The following is a 17,230-nucleotide window of genomic DNA, read 5'->3' as shown; positions in this document are numbered from 1 at the left end:
GGAGTGGAAGGAGGAAATCGAGTGCCTAATTTTAACTATCAAGTGGAAGTTGACCAAGTTCGCAACTACCTTAATGCCGATTTAGTACTTTTAGCTATGACCAGTTCAGAGACCAACTTTGAACTGAGATGGCACTACGCTAGTGGAAATAAGAATAATAAATATAAGAGGTTTGTATTGAAATCTGGTAAAGGGATTGCCGGACAGGTTTTCAAAGTTGGGAAACCTATGATTATAGAAAATATAGTCGAAAGTGAAATTAATCAACGACTTTATGAATATCCAATTGTTTTATTTGAAGATATAAAGAGCTTCTTAGCTATCCCATTATGGAAAAATAGTCGTGTCAAAGCAGTGCTATTAGTTGCCTCGAGAGAGAAAAATGATATCACTAATCAAACTTTCAAAGAGTTGATGGGCTATTTGGGTAAATGCTTTGGCTCGTTTGATACACAGGAGATGATGGTATAATGATTCAAATGACGAATGAACAAATGATGTCATTCTTAATGAAAATGTATAAGAATAGTTCGGAGGCGATCTTCTTTCTAGATGATCAAAACCAAATTCTTGCATTGAACCCTTCTGCTGAAAACATCATAGACCCTAGCGTACTTGAGTCGATCAAGGGTGGAGGAATAAGTTCTGTTTGTTCATTCTGTCGTGGTTATTCCAGTGAAGAACAAGAAATAACTTGCACTGAATGTTACCTTCAAGAACCAAGCAAAGATTTTTCATCCTTCCAAGTATATTTAGAAACAAAAAACAGAGGGATCGTTCCTTATGCTGCTACTTATCATTCCGTTGATGAAAATGACAAAGTGTTTGTCTTTATGTTAAGAGATTTGACGACTCAGTATAAAACACAAGAAAGCCTATATAAAAATCAATTAACCAAAAAAACAATCCAAGCGCAAGAAAATGAACGAAAGCGTATTTCCAGGGAATTGCACGATAGTGTCGTTCAGGAGCTTGTAAGTATGTTGGTGGATATGAGAGTCTTGAAATATATGGATAATAAGGATTCGATTGTTGAGCAGGTAAAACAATCAGAGGAATCCTTGAATCGCCTGTTGGAGGATGTTCGTGACTTATCCGTATTTTTAAGACCGGCATCACTTGACGACTTAGGGTTAGAAGCAGCTTTTAGGACGCATTTTAAATGGTTGGAAAATAACTATGGTGTTCAAGTGAATATGCAATCAACCTTAAATCAAAACCGATATTCACCAGATATTGAAACAGCTGTTTATCGTATCTGCCAGGAAGCCGTACTGAATGCAACCAAATATTCAGGTACTGACCAGATTCATGTATTATTGAGTGAAAACAGTGAAGGATTAGAATTAATCGTGCGAGACCATGGTAAAGGATTTAATGTAAATTCGCCTGAAGTCATAGGGACAGGTCTTGGTTTAGGTGGTATGGAAGAACGTGCTGAGATTGTTGGCGGGAATCTAAAGGTTTATTCTGTCCCAAATGAGGGAACAACCATATACTTTAAAGTTCCTGTTGTAAGTCGTGTAGAGGAGGAAGTTCATGAAAATAATCATAGCTGATGATCATGCTGTTGTAAGAAGTGGTTTTTCCATGATTATAAACTATCAAAAGGATATGGAGGTCATTGATACAGCAGCAGATGGGATTGAAGCATATGAGAAGGTTGCTGAACACCAGCCCGATATTATACTACTAGACTTAAGTATGCCACCTGGTGAAAGTGGGTTAATCTCGGCGGGTAAGATTCATGAAGACTATCCAAAGACAAAAGTCCTTATTTTAACGATGCATGATGATGAAGAATATTTATTTCATGTATTAAAAAATGGGGCATCAGGGTATGTATTAAAAAACGCCCCCGATGAAGAACTGATTTCAGCGATACGGACCGTTTATAACGGTGGCACTTACATTGCTCCTAAAATGGCTAATTCACTGGTTAATGAGTTTGTTAAACAAAGTAGTGATGTTGTCGACCCAACGGATCCTTTTCAAATTCTTTCTAAACGAGAATTAGAGATCTTACCATTAGTTGCTAAGGGCTATGGTAATAAGGAAATTGGGGAGAAATTGTATATTTCTGTTAAAACGGTTGAAGCTCATAAAGCAAAGATTATGGAAAAGCTTAATTTGAATAGTAAACCGGAGTTGGTAGAGTATGCTCTTAAGAAAAAACTATTAGACTTTTAAGGTGGTGGGAGTGCAAATGGTCGAAACTCCTTTTCAAAATAGAAATAAGGCGATGCGAATCCTAGAAAATGAACACCGCTATTTACAACACTTAATGGGAGAATGGCATGAGATTATCTTGAAATTTGAAGGTGATGCTTATGAGTCGGAAGAGGAAGCAAGAGTGGCCTTCATAACTTTAAGAAAGAAACTGATTGAATTTCTCGACCCATTAAAGAACCATACTAACAAAGAAGAGAAATATTTCTTTGAAATGTTAGGGTTATATATTGGTAAAGAGCAAGGTCCGATCATGTCTATAGAAGAAGAGCATCAAGAGATCGATGCCTATATCGGGCATTTCCTGCATCATACCATGGATGATCTTAGCCAATATAGCTATGCGGACATGAAAAAGAAGATTACTGATGCCTCTGAAGCATATGAAGTGTTAATGGTTCATTTTGTTAAAGAGGAGAATGTTTTATTTCCAATGGTTGATCGGGTCATGAAAAAAGATGATTTAGATAAGTTAACTGAACAACTCAATACATTAATTATATGAATAAGGGAGTCCTTTGTTAAGAACAGGGGACTCCCTTATTTTTTGATTTACCGGTACCCATTACAATTAGAATATAAAATAAATGAAAATAGGTGAACAATCATGATTAAAAAATTCCAGTTACCATTACAAACAATGAACTTAGTCGTCGGTTTTATGATCTGGGTGATTATCTCAGCATTGATTCCATTCATTCAAGAGGATATCGCTATTGCTCCAGAGAATATTGCAATCCTAACAGCGATACCTATTATTCTAGGTTCTATTTTAAGGATACCACTAGGATATTTGGCCAATTTAATTGGAGCAAGGTTAGTTTTTACTATTAGCTTTGTATTACTTCTATTCCCAGTCTTTTACATTAGTGAAGCATCTAGCTTTACTGATTTAGTTATCGGGGGTCTATTTCTAGGTATCGGTGGTGCGGTTTTCTCTGTTGGTGTTACCTCATTACCGAAATACTACCCTAAAGAAAAGCACGGGTTAGTCAATGGTATTTATGGTGTAGGTAATATCGGTACAGCTATTACTACATTTGCTGCACCTGTTATTGCCACGCAAATAGGTTGGTCATTAACGGTTAAGCTTTATCTAATTTTAATTCTAATCTTTATTGCTTTGAATATCTTTTTAGGTGATCGTAAAGAAGAAAAGATCAAAACACCTATGATGAAGCAAATCAAAAGTGTCTATAAAAATAATAAACTATGGCTCTTCTCATTATTTTACTTTATTACTTTTGGATCTTTTGTTGCTTTTACCGTTTATTTACCAAACTTTTTAGTTTCACACTTTGGGTTAGATAGCGTTGATGCAGGTCTACGTACGGCAGGTTTTATAGCGATCGCCACTTTAATTAGACCCGTAGGTGGTTGGTTAGGCGATAAATTTAAACCATTGTTCATTTTAATGGGCGTATTTTTCGCTATTACAGTTTCTGCGATCATTTTAGCTTTTTCACCATCTATAGGTTTATATACTGTAGGAACCATTTCAATTGCGTTTGCTTCCGGTATTGGTAGTGGTGTTGTATTCAAGCTTGTCCCAACATATTTTAATAAGCAAGCGGGTACAGTAAACGGGATTGTATCTATGATGGGTGGTTTAGGAGGTTTCTTCCCACCTATTATTCTATCAACTGTATATTCATTTACAGGCCATTATGCAATTGGATTTATGCTTTTATCCCAAGTTGCATTAGCAAGCTTAATCTTAGTGATTTGGTTATATTATCAAGATAAATTAGAGATACAAAAAGAGGTCTTCAACTCAACAGGACAGGGGATCATCGTCACAGAAACGGATGGGAAAATTATTTCGGTCAATCCAGCATTTGAATCTCTTACTGGTTATAAAGAAGAAGAGATATTAGGGAAAACCCCTGCTGTTTTAAAATCAGGTAAACAGACAAAAGAGTTTTATGAGAAAATGTGGGAAAGCATTTTACAAAATAATCAATGGCAAGGTGAAATTTGGAATCGTAAAAAGAATGGTGAGCTTTACTTACAATGGCTAAACATAAGTGCGATTCTAGATGATCAAGGAAATCACATACAGTACGTCGCAACTTTCTCAGATATAACGAATCACCGAGTTCATCAGTAAAGGAAATGAGACTAATGGAAAGATATTCGCGCCAAATATTATTTCAGCCAATAAATGAATCAGGCCAACAGAAAATCCTAAGTGCAAAAGTAGCAGTAATTGGTTGTGGTGCTTTAGGTACAGCCATTTCTGAAACATTAACTCGTGCAGGTGTTGGAGAACTTCATTTAGTTGACCGAGATATTGTTGAGTACTCTAACTTGCAAAGACAACAATTGTTTAGTGAATCAAATGCTGATGAAATGAAGCCTAAGGTTGAGGCTGCAAGAGAACGTCTTGTACAGCTTAACAGTGAGGTTACGTTGTATACTTATTTGGATCATGCCGGGGTAGATTTGATTACAACTCTTTGCAAAAGGGTAGACATCATAATAGATGCAACTGATAATTTTGAAACACGTTATATGATTAATGACCTGACCTATAAACATGGAATTCCGTGGATCTACGGCGCTTGTGTGGGAAGCACAAGCGTTGTTTATCCATTTATTCCCCCTCAATCAACCTGTTTAAGGTGTTTGATTGATGTCATTCCTACAACAACGATGACCTGTGATACTGCAGGAATTATTAGCCCAGCTGTTCAAATAACAGCAGCTAGGCAATGTGCTGAAGCTTTAAAATATATTACAGGGCACCAGGACCGAATGGAAACTAAGCTACAGTTTGAAGATGTGTGGGAAGGAATTTCTAAAAAGATAGGTATTCGTAAATTGAAAAATCCAAACTGTCCCACTTGTGGTGAGAAGCCGGAATATCCAAGCCTAACAACTTATCAGCTAGATTCGAATGTATTGTGTGGTCGAAACACCGTGCAATTAATGACATCTAAGGAAAGGCAGTTTTCACTTGAGGGATTAACGACCACATTAGATCAGCAGCAAATTGACTATAAGCGAAATCAGTTTTTTGTTCAGTTCTATTACACGGATTTTAGAATCATAGCCTTTAGTAATGGACGGTTTTTATTCCATGGAACGAAAGATTTAAAAACAGCTAAAAAAGTGTACCACAGTTTGTTTGGTTAGGGGGAAATTTGATGCACAAAGATATAATAGATGACCAAGTCAAAGTCGGTGTCGTTACCATTAGTGATACCCGTGATTACACAACCGATCGTGGAGGTGAACGGGTCCAAAAGTTTTTAGAAGAACAGGGTTATGAAGTGACAAGAGAGATTGTAAAAGATGATATCATTGAGATTAGAAACATCATTGATCAGTTTGTCTATCATCCCTCAATTCATGCAGTGGTGACAACAGGGGGAACAGGTATTGCTTATAGAGATGTTAGTATTGAAGCAATTGAACCATTATATGATAAAAAGATCGACGGATTTGGTGAGATTTTTAGATATTTGAGCTATACAGAGGATATTGGATCCAAGGCAATACTAAGCAGGGCCACTGCTGGTGTTATCAATAGTAGTCCTATCTTTGTCTTGCCTGGATCAGTTAAGGCAGTAGAATTAGCGATGTCAAAGCTGATTTTACCAGAGTTACATCACTGTCTAAATGAATTACACAAATAGTTTTATGAGTTTCTCTGGTAGTCACCTGACTTCCCACCGGATTTATAATCAAGAAATGTGTCACCAATGACCATACCTTTATCGACAGCTTTACACATATCGTAGATCGTTAAAGCGCTAGTAGAAGCGCCTGTTAATGCTTCCATTTCAACACCAGTGTTGCTTTTTGTTTTTACTTTTACACTGATATCAAGGATGTGTTCTTCACTTTCAGAATCACGCCATTGCATGTCAATTTCAACATTCGAAATGGCGATTGGATGACACATAGGGATGAGCTGAGAGGTTTGTTTAGTAGCCATGATCCCAGCCACTCTGGCAACACCTAGAACATCACCTTTTTTATTTTGATGGTTGATTATTTGCTCATAAACTTCTTTATTGGTTCGTATAGATGATTTAGCGATTGCGATTCTAGTCGTTTCATCCTTATTAGAAACATCAACCATGATCGCATTCCCTTTAGAATCAAAGTGGTTGAAATTTGTCGACATCATTGTTTCACCGCCTTTATAATATTTATGTTAGTCATTATACCATGTATCTAAGGAGGGGAAGAAGTGGTAGAAAGAAGAAAGCCTATATTAGTGTCTGAAGCTATTGAAAAATGCATAAAAGAAGTTCAGTTAACTCATGCCACAAAGGTTCCTTTAGACGAAAGCTTAAATTATTTTTTAAGTGAGGATATTATGGCACCATCTGCCGTACCTCATTTTGATCGTTCTCCATTTGATGGTTTTGCCATTCGCTCAACAGATACCGAAAATGCTAGTGGCGATAATCGTATTGAATTTCGAGTGGTAGATCATATCGGAGCAGGGCAAGTATCTGATGTTAAATTAGGTGAAAATGAAGCTGTTCGGATTATGACAGGGGCAGCACTTCCTGAGTTAGCAGATTGTGTAGTTATGTTAGAGCAAACAGTTGAATATGAGGGCAGCTTCACGATCAGAAAGCCTTTTGAAAAAGGAGAGAATGTCTCATTTAAGGGTGAAGATATTCAAAAGGGGGAACAGATTTTAAGTCAAGGTACCAAGATTACCCCTGGCGTTATCGCCGTATTAGCAACTTTCGGATTTGCCGAAGTACCAGTTAGAAGAAAGCCATTAGTTGGAATCTTATCAACTGGTACAGAGCTTTTAGAGGTAAGTGAACCATTAGAACATGGAAAAATCCGCAACTCTAATGGTCCAATGGTAGCTGGGCAACTTAAACGGTTAAACATTCCCTATCGCTTCTATCAAATTTCTAAAGATGACCTAGATACGACCATCGAGTCAGTCAAACAGGCCTTAAACGAGGTCGACTGTTTAATTACAACAGGTGGAGTTAGTGTTGGTGACTTCGATTATTTACCTAAGGTGTATGAAGCTTTAGGTGCAACGGTCTTATTTAATAAGGTTGGCATGCGACCAGGTAGTGTCACAACGGTTGCTAAATACAACGAACAATATTTATTTGGATTATCAGGTAATCCATCAGCTTGTTATACAGGTATTGAATTATTTGCACGACCGGTTTTATTAAAGATGTTAGGGTCCAACCATCCCTTCTTACCTGGCGGAGATGGGGTGTTACAAGAAAGCTTTGAGAAGCCCAATCCGTTTACAAGGTTTATACGGGCCTTTTATGAAGAGAAGGATGGAGAAGTTTACGTTACTCCTGCAGGATTTAATAAGTCAAATGCTATTTCTTCAATTGCGCGTTCTAATGCTTTGATTGTTCTACCTCGAGGGACGCGGGGGTATCAACAGGGTGATGCTGTAAAAGTACTGTATACAGATCGTGATGAAGGAGCGCTGACATGGGCAATCCCAGAGTAATTCAAGTGGTTGGGTATAAAAATAGTGGAAAAACGACTCTTGTATCTTCATGGGTCAAACTTGCGAAGCAAATGAATAAAAAGGTGCTTACTATAAAGAATCATGGACATCAGTCCGATTTGGAGCTCCCAGATTCTTCTGTTGATTCAATGCAACATTTTAACCAAGGGGCAGACTGTTCAATCGCTTTTGGGAATGGTGTCCTCCAAATGCATAAGCGAGTTAGTCAGACAGTTAATTTGGAAAATTTTTTATCTGATTCGGATTTTCAAGAGTATGATCTTATCATCGTCGAAGGGTTTAAACACGAGCGATTTCCTAAGGTTGTTATACTTAGAAATGAAGAGGATCATACGCTAATTAATGAATTGACAAACATAAAATTAGCGATTACACATGGTTCAATAATGAATAGCTTTGATTTAGTTTCGATCAATGATACGGATAAAATAAATACTTGGTTTAAAGGTTGGGTTCATAATGGTGAAAAAATTTGAAATAACAGATCAACCACTTGAAGAAAGGCGAGATACTGATAAGGTTCTCAATTCCAGTCACGGAGCAGTGACGACTTTTACAGGACATGTTCGTGAGTGGACTAACGGTTTAAGGACCGAATATTTATCGTTTGAGGCATACACTTCTATGGCTGAAAAGAAGATGGAAGAGATTGGTGAGGAAGTTAAGCAAAAATGGAAAGGATGCGATATAGCAATCGCTCACCGTGTCGGGTTACTGAATATATCTGATATTGCGGTTGTTGTAACCGTTTCTTCTCCTCACCGTAAAGCAGCATACGAAGCAAATGAATACGCAATGGAACGTCTAAAGCAAGATGTTCCTATTTGGAAAAAGGAAATTTGGGATAATGGGGAAGTATGGGTTGGCCATCAAAATTATAAACCAAAAGGTAGTGAACGGAATGATTAAGGTATTGTACTTTGCGAGTATAAAAGATTTAACTGAGAAAACTGAAGAAGAATTTCACGTAGAGGGTATTACAGTACGTGAGCTATATGAGCAGTTAAAAAAGAATTACGGATCACTCGATCAGTATGGGTTAAGGTTTGCTGTAAATGAAGAGTTTGTAACAGAGGATGAAATATTAAAAAGCGGGGATATTGTTGCCTTAATTCCCCCAGTAAGCGGTGGTTAATATGGAAGTAGTCGGTGTAATGCTAGCAGGAGGGCAATCTAGAAGGTTTGGTTCACCTAAAGCATTTGCCAAAATTAATAATCAACACTTTCACGATTTAGTTTATCAAACGTTGGAAAGAACATGTGATCATATTGTTGTCGTAACACGATCTGAACTGGTAAAGCACTTCCCAACTGATTACGACGTCATTACTGACTTAGAGCAGTATTCTGGGCTCGGTCCTTTAGCAGGAATTTATTCTGCCATGGATTATATTGAGGCACCATCTTATGTAGTGCTTCCATGTGACACACCATTTATTAATCAGGAATTGGTGAACGCTTTGATAAGACAGCGAGATACCAATCATTTTGTCGCGATTGAAGTCAATAATCAACCTTACCCATTAATTAGTTTGTTAAGCTATTCCTTAAAATTGACAGTGAAAAAGGCCTTAGATCATAGGGAATTAAGTATGAAAAAGTTTGTTAAGCGTGTCGGGGGATTTTATATTAACGGAGAAAAGGTTACCCAACACGTTCAAGATTATGTGGAGAATATTAATACAATAGAGGATTTAGAAAGGAGCAGGACTGTATGGGAAAACAAATATTAGATCAGTTTGATCGACCAATGCAAGATTTGAGGGTGTCAGTAACTGATCGTTGTAATTTTCGATGCTCCTACTGTATGCCTAAAGAAGTGTTTGGTGATGACTTCCCGTTTCTTCCGAAAAATGAACTACTTTCCTTTGAAGAGATTGAAAGGATCGTCCAACAGTTTGTTCATTTAGGCGTTAAGAAAGTAAGAATAACCGGTGGTGAGCCACTGATGCGTAGGGATCTAGCTGATTTAATTCAAAGGCTATATGATATCTCAGGTTTAGAAGATATCGGACTGACAACTAATGCCATGCTGTTAAATCATCATATACATGATCTAAAAAGAGCTGGCCTAAAAAGATTGAATATTAGCTTGGATGCCTTAACACCAGAGTTATTTAAGGAAATGAATGGTCGGGGGGTTGGACCAGAAAAAATTCTTAAAAATATTGATCTAGCTCAAGGACTTGGGTTTGAAATAAAGATTAACATGGTTGTACAAAAAGGTGTGAATGATCAAGAGATTATCCCAATGGTCAATTATTTTAAGGATAAAGGGATTACACTACGTTTTATCGAGTTTATGGATGTCGGTAATGATAATCGGTGGTCTTTTGAGAAGGTCGTATCTAAAAAAGAAATTATAAACAGACTAAGTGAAAAGTTCTCTTTGACACCTGTTGAAAGAGATTACTTTGGTGAAGTTGCTTCACGTTATTCAATTGGTAATAGTGAAGTCGGTTTTATCTCGTCAATTTCAGAGTCCTTTTGCTCAACATGTACGAGAATCAGACTATCCTCTGACGGTAAGTTATTTAACTGTTTATTTGCTACTCATGGTAGAGATCTAAAATCACCAATTCGTTCAGGTATTAGTAATCAAGAATTGGCTGAGCTAATTACGAATAATTGGAGAGCTCGAACAGATCGTTATTCTGATGAACGCCATGAACTAAAGGATGTTAGACAAGGCAAAATAGGTATGTCTTACATTGGTGGCTAAATAGCAAGAGAAGAACGGGGCGTAACAAAATGCTTAAATTCATCTATTTTATTGTCATTGTCACCTTTATAGATACCTTTATTCAACTACCAATTATAACGCCATTTGCGTTAAGTTTGGGTGCGAGTGAGGTACTAACTGGGTTCATTGTAGCTATCTATTCTTTATCAAATGTCATTGGTAATGTTATTGGTGGTCATTGGGTAGACAGAATAGGGAGAAAACGTGTTTTAGTTACCGGGATGTTTTTAGTTAGTATTGTTTTACTTGCTTACCCTTTTGCTCAAACTGGTGAGCAGCTATTAGTTATTCGCTTTTTTCACGGTGTTGCAGGTGGTGTGTTAGTTCCTGGTGCTTTTGCTTTAATTGGTGATCGTTCAAGACGTAATGGTGACGGTAAAACCATGGCTTTTGCTGGAGCAGCAATTGGAATCGCTGCTATCGTGGGCCCAGCAATTGGTGGAATGTTAGCTGCTCTAGGGCGAATTGAGTTTGTGTTTATATTCGTTTCGATTGTCTTTATAATAAGTGCGACATTAGGGATCAAGCATATTCCTGAATCACTTAAACAAAGTGATCGGGGTAAGGTAGAGTGGGCAGCCTTTTTGAGTTTATTGAAAAACAGACGATTAATGCAGGCTTCAGTCATTGCATTTGCGCTTATGGTAAGTAATGGAACTTTAGCTTTTGCCTTACCAATCCTTGTTGAAGACATTGGATTTACAACAGCTGCTACCGGCTTATTATTAAGCTTATATGGTATAACAGCGTTAATGATCTTTGTTACAGCGTTAAATCGTGTTTATGTTCGCTTTTTACCACGAGGATTAGCAGTTGCGGGGCTAAGTTTAATTGCAGCATCTATGCTGATATTAAGCTTTTCTTCACACATCATCTTAGCAGTTATTGCCATGATGGTATATGGAGTTGGTTTCGCATTCGTCTTTCCATCTATGAATCAGATGGTTGCCAATGCAACAGATGAACAGAACCGTGGGAAAGCTTACGGTGTATTTTATGCTTTCTTTTCAATTGGAGTTGTCTCAGGTTCTATACTATCTGGTTTTATCACCCAAATATTAGGTCTGCCATTTATATTTTGCGTCTTGATTATCTTACTTAGTCTATTGGTTATGCGAGTAATGAATAAATGATTACCCCTTTTTAAATAATAAGATAAACCCAAATAGCATTAAAAGTGCAGGCCAGAATTGCTCAAGTGTATCGAAAAGCATATCAAACCAATTAAACCATGATGGCATCGCGATAGATGAAATCGCTAAAAATGAAATGACTAGTAAGATTAATCCTGGAATGATGCCATTATTGGTTTTATGAGCTTTAATTAAAAAGGCCAAGCCTATTATTAGGGTGTACATTCCCCAGTGGTCTATCCAGTTTTGCGTATGTTCAAGAGCATGAAAGTGAACTCCCAATCCGGTTAGCACAGCCCCGGGGAAGATATTGTCTCGTTGTTTATTCGCGTAACCACTAATTAAAAAAGCAGCTCCGATAATAACTAAAATAGAAGGCCACGTATTAAAGCGTGATATAAAAGGAATATGAAATTGTTGGATAAAGAAGTAAAACCCGATCCCAATTAAAAATACAGCTAAGAATGTTTTTTGTTGTTTCATAGTTTAAAACGCTCCTGAGTTGGTTTTTTTGAAGGGAAATGATGACTATGTTAATCTACATAATGAGTGTATTTATAATCATTCTAAATTAATACTACCATAAATTTTCATAATATGTTCATTAATATTCATGCGAAATTTGTAGTGAACTGTTATACTATAAAATAGTGAAATGTGCGCCTATGAAGGGGTGAGAAAAATGCATGTTATCGTAACTAGTATAAATTACCGAACCGCACCGGTTGATATACGCGAGAAACTATCTTTTTCTGACCAAGAAGTTGGTGATGCGATGCGCCAACTAAATGAAGAAAAAAGTATTCTTGAGAATGTAATAGTTTCTACTTGTAATCGAACGGAAATATATGTTGTAGCTGATCAACTCCATACAGGTCGCTATTACATGAAACGGTTTTTAGCTGAGCAATTTAATATGGATATTGATTATTTGGCAAACTTTATCGATGTAAAAGAAAAAGAGGAAGCCATTAAGCATTTATTTAAAGTCGCAGCTGGTCTTGATTCAATGGTACTGGGTGAAACACAAATTCTTGGACAAGTTAAACTTGCTTTTCAAATTGCTCAAGAATATGATGCGTCAGGCTTATTGTTTAACCAGTTGTTCAAACAGGCCATTACGAATGCTAAGAAAGCACATAAAGAAACGGGTATAGGCGAGAATGCTGTATCCATAAGTTATGCTGCTGTAGAATTATCAAAAACTATTTTTGATCAACTGAAAGAACAACACGTGGTCATTTTAGGTGCAGGGAAAATGGGCGAGCTGGCTATTAAGAATTTACACGGCTCAGGTGTCCATAATGTGACGGTTGTTAATCGAACATTAGAGAAAGCTGAAGAAGTAGCGTCTCGTTTTTCAGGACAAGCGGCTTCACTTGATCAGTTTGAAAACGTACTAGAAAGTGCAGATATTTTAATTGCTTCTGCCAGCACAGATGAGTATATCTTAACTAAGGAAAAGATGAAACCATTACTTAAGAAACGTCATGGTAAACCACTTTTCTTAGTTGATATTGCTGTACCAAGAAACCTTGCCCCAGATATTAATGAATTAGATGGAGTATTTCTTTACGATATTGACGATCTACAAGGGATTGTTGATCAAAATTTATCAGAACGTAAACAAGCAGCAATTGAAATTGAACAAATGATTCAAGCTGAAATTGCTGATTACGAGGAATGGGTAAAGACGTTAGGTGTTGTACCTATTATTTCCGCTCTACGCAACAAGGCTCTAACTATTCAACAAGAAACGATGGCATCAATTGAAAGAAAAATGCCAGATTTAGATGATCGTGAGCGTAAAGTGCTTCGTAAGCATACGAAGAGTATCGTTAATCAAATGTTGAAAGAACCTATTATGCAAGCCAAGGAAATGGCTGGAGAAGAACATTCTGAAGATATGCTTAAGCTATTTGTACAAATATTTGGTATCGAAGAAGAGGTCAAACAGGAACTTGAAGAACAAAGCAAAAAACACAAGAGTCATGAATCAGTCAATCAATCATTACCAATTGCAAGTTTGATTAAGGCTTTAGGTACCTAAGATGTGAGGGACGCTCATATGAGTGTTTTTGAATATTTCAGGGTTTATGAAATTATCGTATTGTTATATGGTTTGAGTTTAGTTTGCTACTTTTACGATTTCGTCAAACGAGACCGGAAGGCTAATCATATGGCCTTCTGGTTACTTTTATTGGTTTGGGGATTACAAACCATTTTTTTATTTACCAAAATATATATAACAGGTGCATTGCCTGTTTTTAATATAATTGAAGGTTTATATTTTTACACATGGTTAATATTGTTAGTATCGATCGTTATTAATTATTTCTTTAAGATGGATTTAATTGTTTTTGTCATTAATGTGATCGGCTTTTCCATGATGTTAGGATTTCTGGTTTCAAGCCATATGCAGCAGGAAATGGTGTTAAGCGAAAGGTTTATAAGTGAATTACTGTTATCTCATATTGTTCTTGCCTTCATTGCTTATATATTATTTACCCTATCATTTGCTTTTTCCGTTCTTTATCTACTTCAGTTTCATTTACTTAAAAGGAAGAAAGCGCTGCAATTATTAAAACGAATAGGTAATCTGGGTCAGTTAGAAAACCTTTCATTCATATTAATTGTATTAGGCATTCCAATGTTATCAATTTCTCTAATGATTGGAATATCGTGGGCGTACTCAACAGATGATCTATTTTACTGGCTTGATGCTAAGACACTTGGTTCATTTGCTGTTATTGTTATTTATAGTTGTATCTTATACATGAAAACTATTAAGAAAAAAGTGGGTAGAAGTATTGCGATATTCAATTCAATAGCATTTTTGTTTTTATTGATTAACTACGTGATCTCATCTGTATTTTCAAATTTTCACTTTATATATTAAGAAATTGTTGACCCAAACGAATGGGTCATATATAGGAGGAATTAACATGCGTAAGATAGTCATTGGTTCAAGAAGGAGTAACCTCGCTTTAACTCAAACAGAGTGGGTTATCGACCAATTAAGTCAACTAACTGATGAGTATAGTTTTGAGGTCAAAAAGATTGTTACTAAAGGTGATAAAATCTTAGATGTAACTTTATCTAAAGTTGGTGGAAAAGGATTATTTGTTAAAGAAATAGAACAAGCGATGTATGACCATGAAATTGATCTTGCCGTACATAGCATGAAAGACATGCCTTCTACAATGCCAGAAGGATTAGTAATTGGCTGTGTCCCAGAACGAGAAGATCATCGTGATGCATTCATATCCGAGGATCACACTAAATTGGATGATCTAAAAACGGGAGCAGTAATTGGTACGAGTAGTTTACGTCGTGGTGCACAACTATTAGCCTATCGCCCTGATTTAGACATTCAATGGATCAGAGGAAATATAGAAACGCGTTTACGTAAATTAAAAGAAGAAAACTTTGATGCCATTATTTTAGCAGCAGCAGGCTTAAAGCGTATGGGTTGGTCAACAGAGTTGGTTACTGAATTTTTAGAGCCTGAAATCTGCTTACCTGCAGTAGGCCAGGGGGCATTAGCATTAGAATGTCGTGAAGATGATGAAGATTTATTGCAGCTTATAAACCAAATTAATGATGAATACACGGCTAAAACAGTTGAAGCAGAGCGTAAATTCCTAAGTATGCTTGAGGGTAGCTGTTCTGTACCAATCGCAGGATATGCCGTATTGGAAGGTGAAGAGGTTGTTTTACAAGCTCTAGTTTCATCCTCAGACGGTAAAACCATTCTTAAAGAAACAGCGCGGTCTAATGATCCAATAGAAGCTGGACGCAAAGCTGCTGAGCGATTAATTGAACGAGGTGCAAAGGATTTAGTTGAAGAAGCTAAACAAGAATTGGATGGACAATAATGGCTGATTCAAATCAAAAACATGTATTTTTTTCACGTGACTTAAGCAATAACGATCCCCTTGTTTCTAAACTTTCACAACATGACATCGTGGCAACGGGTATTCCTTTGATTAATTGTACTTTATATGATGATCCGGCAGTAACCCAAATGCTAACTAACTTAGCGTCTTTTGATTGGATAATCTTTACGAGTGGTAATGGTGTTAAATATTTTTTTGAAACATTAAAAGTATTCGATAAAGATATTGTTATACCCCCTAAGTTGAAAATAGGTGTTGTTGGCGAAAAAACTGCATCCGCTCTATACACATATGGTGTTAGTGTTGATTTTATCCCTGATGTATTTGATGCTGAACATATGGGAGAACAATTTCTTAATCAGTACCAGCCTAATAACGTCCTACTCGTTAAAGGCAAACAATCACGAAATGTACTCGACCGACTATTTAATGAACGGGCTGTAAATTTTGAAAGGTTGATTGTTTATGAAACAATAACTAATCTAGCAAAGAAAAGTCACGTTCAATCAATTGTTGAAGAAGATTCGATCGACGCCTATTCTTTTACATCGCCATCATCCATTAGGGCTATGCTAGAAATGATCAACAACCATCAGGTAGAAACAGTTATAGAAAAACCTTGTTTTTCTATAGGAGAGACAACCGCAAGTTATGCCAAGGAAGTGGGCTTTAAAAAGACTTTGATCCCGAATCAATATACTTTAGACAGCTTGGTAGAGCGAGTGATACAGTATTATAAGGAGGATTAATATGACTGAGTTAAACTTTGAACGTCATCGCCGTTTACGTAAAACTAGTTATCTAAGAGACATGGTCCGTGAAACTAAACTTCATAAAGAGGATCTTATTTACCCGATTTTTGTTTTAGAGGAAGAGGGTAAAAGAAATGAAGTGGCATCAATGCCAGGAGTGTATCAAGTTTCGCTTGATTATTTGTTAGAGGAAGTACAACAAGTAGTTGACTTAGGTATTCGCTCTATCATTCTCTTCGGTGTACCCAAGGATAAAGATGATGTTGGATCTGAGGCTTACCATGATGAAGGGGTTGTCCAACAAGCGACAAGGTTAATCAAAAAGGATCATCCTGAACTAGTCATTGTAGCTGATACTTGCCTATGTCAATACACCTCACATGGTCATTGTGGTGTGATAGAGCACGACTATGTGAACAATGATCGTACCTTACCGTTATTAGTAAAAACTGCCGTATCCCAGGCAAAAGCTGGAGCAGATATTATTGCTCCTTCAAATATGATGGATGGATTTGTCGCCGCGATTCGTCAAGGACTTGATGAAGCTGGTTTTGAGGAAACGCCAGTTATGTCCTATGCGGTTAAATATGCTTCTGCCTTTTACGGACCATTCCGTGATGCCGCTCATAGCTCGCCACAATTTGGTGATCGTAAAACGTATCAGATGGACCCAGCTAACAGATTAGAAGCGCAACGAGAAGCAAAGTCTGATGTTGATCAAGGTGCAGATTTCCTTATTGTAAAGCCAGCTTTAAGCTATTTAGATATTATGCGCGATTTAAAAGAACGCCATCAACAACCAATTGTTGCTTATAACGTTAGTGGGGAATATTCATTAATCAAAGCAGCCGCACAAAATGGCTGGGTTAATGAAAAGGAAATAGTTCAAGAGAAAATGCTTTCAATGAAAAGAGCAGGAGCTGACCTTATTATTACTTATTTTGCTAAAGATTTAGCAAGATGGATGAATGAAGAAGGAGGTAATTAAT

The 17,230-nt window shown here is 36.9% G+C and carries 21 protein-coding genes; 19 read left to right on the top strand and 2 right to left on the bottom strand.

Translation table 11 applies throughout. The features are described from left to right. Nucleotides 1-21 precede the first annotated feature (21 nt). From HWQ49_RS04285 to HWQ49_RS04255, 7 genes are all read left to right on the top strand, one after another. Complete coding sequence (locus HWQ49_RS04285) at nt 22-471, top strand: GAF domain-containing protein (protein WP_188206316.1); 450 nt, start codon at nt 22-24, stop codon at nt 469-471. Then, nucleotides 471-1,559 (top strand): sensor histidine kinase, encoded by a 1,089-nt coding sequence (locus HWQ49_RS04280; RefSeq protein WP_188206315.1) that lies wholly within the window; start codon nt 471-473, stop codon nt 1,557-1,559. The genes HWQ49_RS04285 and HWQ49_RS04280 overlap by 1 nt, the downstream gene beginning before the upstream one ends. Further along, on the top strand, nt 1,540-2,190 hold the full coding sequence (locus HWQ49_RS04275; protein ID WP_188206314.1) for a response regulator transcription factor: 651 nt from the start codon (nt 1,540-1,542) through the stop codon (nt 2,188-2,190). Before HWQ49_RS04280 ends, HWQ49_RS04275 begins: the two co-directional genes overlap by 20 nt. Before the next feature lie 16 nt (nt 2,191-2,206). After that, a complete protein-coding gene (locus HWQ49_RS04270) occupies nt 2,207-2,734 on the top strand; it encodes a hemerythrin domain-containing protein (protein WP_188206530.1) in 528 nt (175 codons plus the stop codon). Between the two features lie 102 nt (nt 2,735-2,836). Next, nucleotides 2,837-4,339 (top strand): nitrate/nitrite transporter, encoded by a 1,503-nt coding sequence (locus HWQ49_RS04265; RefSeq protein WP_188206313.1) that lies wholly within the window; start codon nt 2,837-2,839, stop codon nt 4,337-4,339. A gap of 14 nt (nt 4,340-4,353) precedes the next feature. Beyond that, nucleotides 4,354-5,367 (top strand): ThiF family adenylyltransferase, encoded by a 1,014-nt coding sequence (locus HWQ49_RS04260; RefSeq protein ID WP_223154990.1) that lies wholly within the window; start codon nt 4,354-4,356, stop codon nt 5,365-5,367. Nucleotides 5,368-5,378: 11 nt separating this feature from the next. After that, the gene (locus tag HWQ49_RS04255) at nt 5,379-5,870 is read left to right on the top strand and encodes a MogA/MoaB family molybdenum cofactor biosynthesis protein (protein ID WP_188206311.1); all 492 of its coding nucleotides are present in this window, start codon (nt 5,379-5,381) and stop codon (nt 5,868-5,870) included. Between the two features lie 2 nt (nt 5,871-5,872). Here the strand turns inward: HWQ49_RS04255 and moaC are convergent, their stop codons facing one another. Next, on the bottom strand, nt 5,873-6,367 hold the full coding sequence (moaC, locus tag HWQ49_RS04250) for a cyclic pyranopterin monophosphate synthase MoaC (protein ID WP_317450903.1): 495 nt from the start codon (nt 6,365-6,367) through the stop codon (nt 5,873-5,875). Between the two features lie 63 nt (nt 6,368-6,430). Here moaC and HWQ49_RS04245 point away from each other — a divergent pair, with 63 nt between their 5' ends. Genes HWQ49_RS04245 through HWQ49_RS04215 form a run of 7 tightly spaced genes read left to right on the top strand, consistent with a single transcriptional unit; the run spans nt 6,431 to nt 11,590 of the window. Continuing rightward, nucleotides 6,431-7,693: a molybdopterin molybdotransferase MoeA gene (locus HWQ49_RS04245; RefSeq protein WP_188206310.1), complete on the top strand. Its 1,263-nt coding sequence runs from the start codon at nt 6,431-6,433 to the stop codon at nt 7,691-7,693. Then, complete coding sequence (mobB, locus tag HWQ49_RS04240) at nt 7,675-8,190, top strand: molybdopterin-guanine dinucleotide biosynthesis protein B (RefSeq protein WP_188206309.1); 516 nt, start codon at nt 7,675-7,677, stop codon at nt 8,188-8,190. Before HWQ49_RS04245 ends, mobB begins: the two co-directional genes overlap by 19 nt. After that, entirely contained in the window at nt 8,177-8,623 is a 447-nt protein-coding gene (locus HWQ49_RS04235; protein WP_317450911.1) for a molybdenum cofactor biosynthesis protein MoaE, read from the top strand. Before mobB ends, HWQ49_RS04235 begins: the two co-directional genes overlap by 14 nt. Beyond that, complete coding sequence (gene moaD / locus HWQ49_RS04230) at nt 8,616-8,849, top strand: molybdopterin converting factor subunit 1 (RefSeq protein ID WP_188206307.1); 234 nt, start codon at nt 8,616-8,618, stop codon at nt 8,847-8,849. Before HWQ49_RS04235 ends, moaD begins: the two co-directional genes overlap by 8 nt. A gap of 1 nt (nt 8,850) precedes the next feature. Further along, complete coding sequence (mobA, locus tag HWQ49_RS04225) at nt 8,851-9,447, top strand: molybdenum cofactor guanylyltransferase (RefSeq protein ID WP_188206306.1); 597 nt, start codon at nt 8,851-8,853, stop codon at nt 9,445-9,447. Further along, nucleotides 9,429-10,436, top strand: a complete 1,008-nt coding sequence (gene moaA / locus HWQ49_RS04220) for a GTP 3',8-cyclase MoaA (protein WP_188206305.1) — start codon at nt 9,429-9,431, stop codon at nt 10,434-10,436. The genes mobA and moaA overlap by 19 nt, the downstream gene beginning before the upstream one ends. A gap of 29 nt (nt 10,437-10,465) precedes the next feature. Next, complete coding sequence (locus tag HWQ49_RS04215; RefSeq protein ID WP_188206304.1) at nt 10,466-11,590, top strand: MFS transporter; 1,125 nt, start codon at nt 10,466-10,468, stop codon at nt 11,588-11,590. Here the strand turns inward: HWQ49_RS04215 and HWQ49_RS04210 are convergent, their stop codons facing one another. Next, entirely contained in the window at nt 11,591-12,073 is a 483-nt protein-coding gene (locus HWQ49_RS04210; RefSeq protein ID WP_188206303.1) for a LiaI-LiaF-like domain-containing protein, read from the bottom strand. A gap of 199 nt (nt 12,074-12,272) precedes the next feature. Here HWQ49_RS04210 and hemA point away from each other — a divergent pair, with 199 nt between their 5' ends. Genes hemA through hemB form a run of 5 tightly spaced genes read left to right on the top strand, consistent with a single transcriptional unit; the run spans nt 12,273 to nt 17,229 of the window. Continuing rightward, entirely contained in the window at nt 12,273-13,640 is a 1,368-nt protein-coding gene (hemA, locus tag HWQ49_RS04205) for a glutamyl-tRNA reductase (protein ID WP_188206302.1), read from the top strand. Between the two features lie 18 nt (nt 13,641-13,658). Further along, nucleotides 13,659-14,489 carry a cytochrome C assembly family protein gene (locus HWQ49_RS04200; RefSeq protein WP_188206301.1) on the top strand — a complete coding sequence of 277 codons (831 nt, stop codon included), beginning with the start codon at nt 13,659-13,661 and terminating at the stop codon, nt 14,487-14,489. A gap of 46 nt (nt 14,490-14,535) precedes the next feature. After that, complete coding sequence (hemC, locus tag HWQ49_RS04195; protein WP_188206300.1) at nt 14,536-15,468, top strand: hydroxymethylbilane synthase; 933 nt, start codon at nt 14,536-14,538, stop codon at nt 15,466-15,468. Further along, nucleotides 15,468-16,238: a uroporphyrinogen-III synthase gene (locus HWQ49_RS04190; RefSeq protein ID WP_188206299.1), complete on the top strand. Its 771-nt coding sequence runs from the start codon at nt 15,468-15,470 to the stop codon at nt 16,236-16,238. Before hemC ends, HWQ49_RS04190 begins: the two co-directional genes overlap by 1 nt. Before the next feature lies 1 nt (nt 16,239). Further along, nucleotides 16,240-17,229 carry a porphobilinogen synthase gene (gene hemB, locus HWQ49_RS04185; RefSeq protein WP_188206298.1) on the top strand — a complete coding sequence of 330 codons (990 nt, stop codon included), beginning with the start codon at nt 16,240-16,242 and terminating at the stop codon, nt 17,227-17,229. Nucleotide 17,230 lies beyond the last annotated feature (1 nt).

Origin of the sequence: Alkalibacillus aidingensis (assembly GCF_014595945.1) — a bacterium.
Lineage (GTDB): Bacteria > Bacillota > Bacilli > Bacillales > Alkalibacillaceae > Alkalibacillus > Alkalibacillus aidingensis.
Note: the sequence above shows the minus strand (reverse complement) of the source record. Positions and strands in the feature narration are given on the sequence as shown.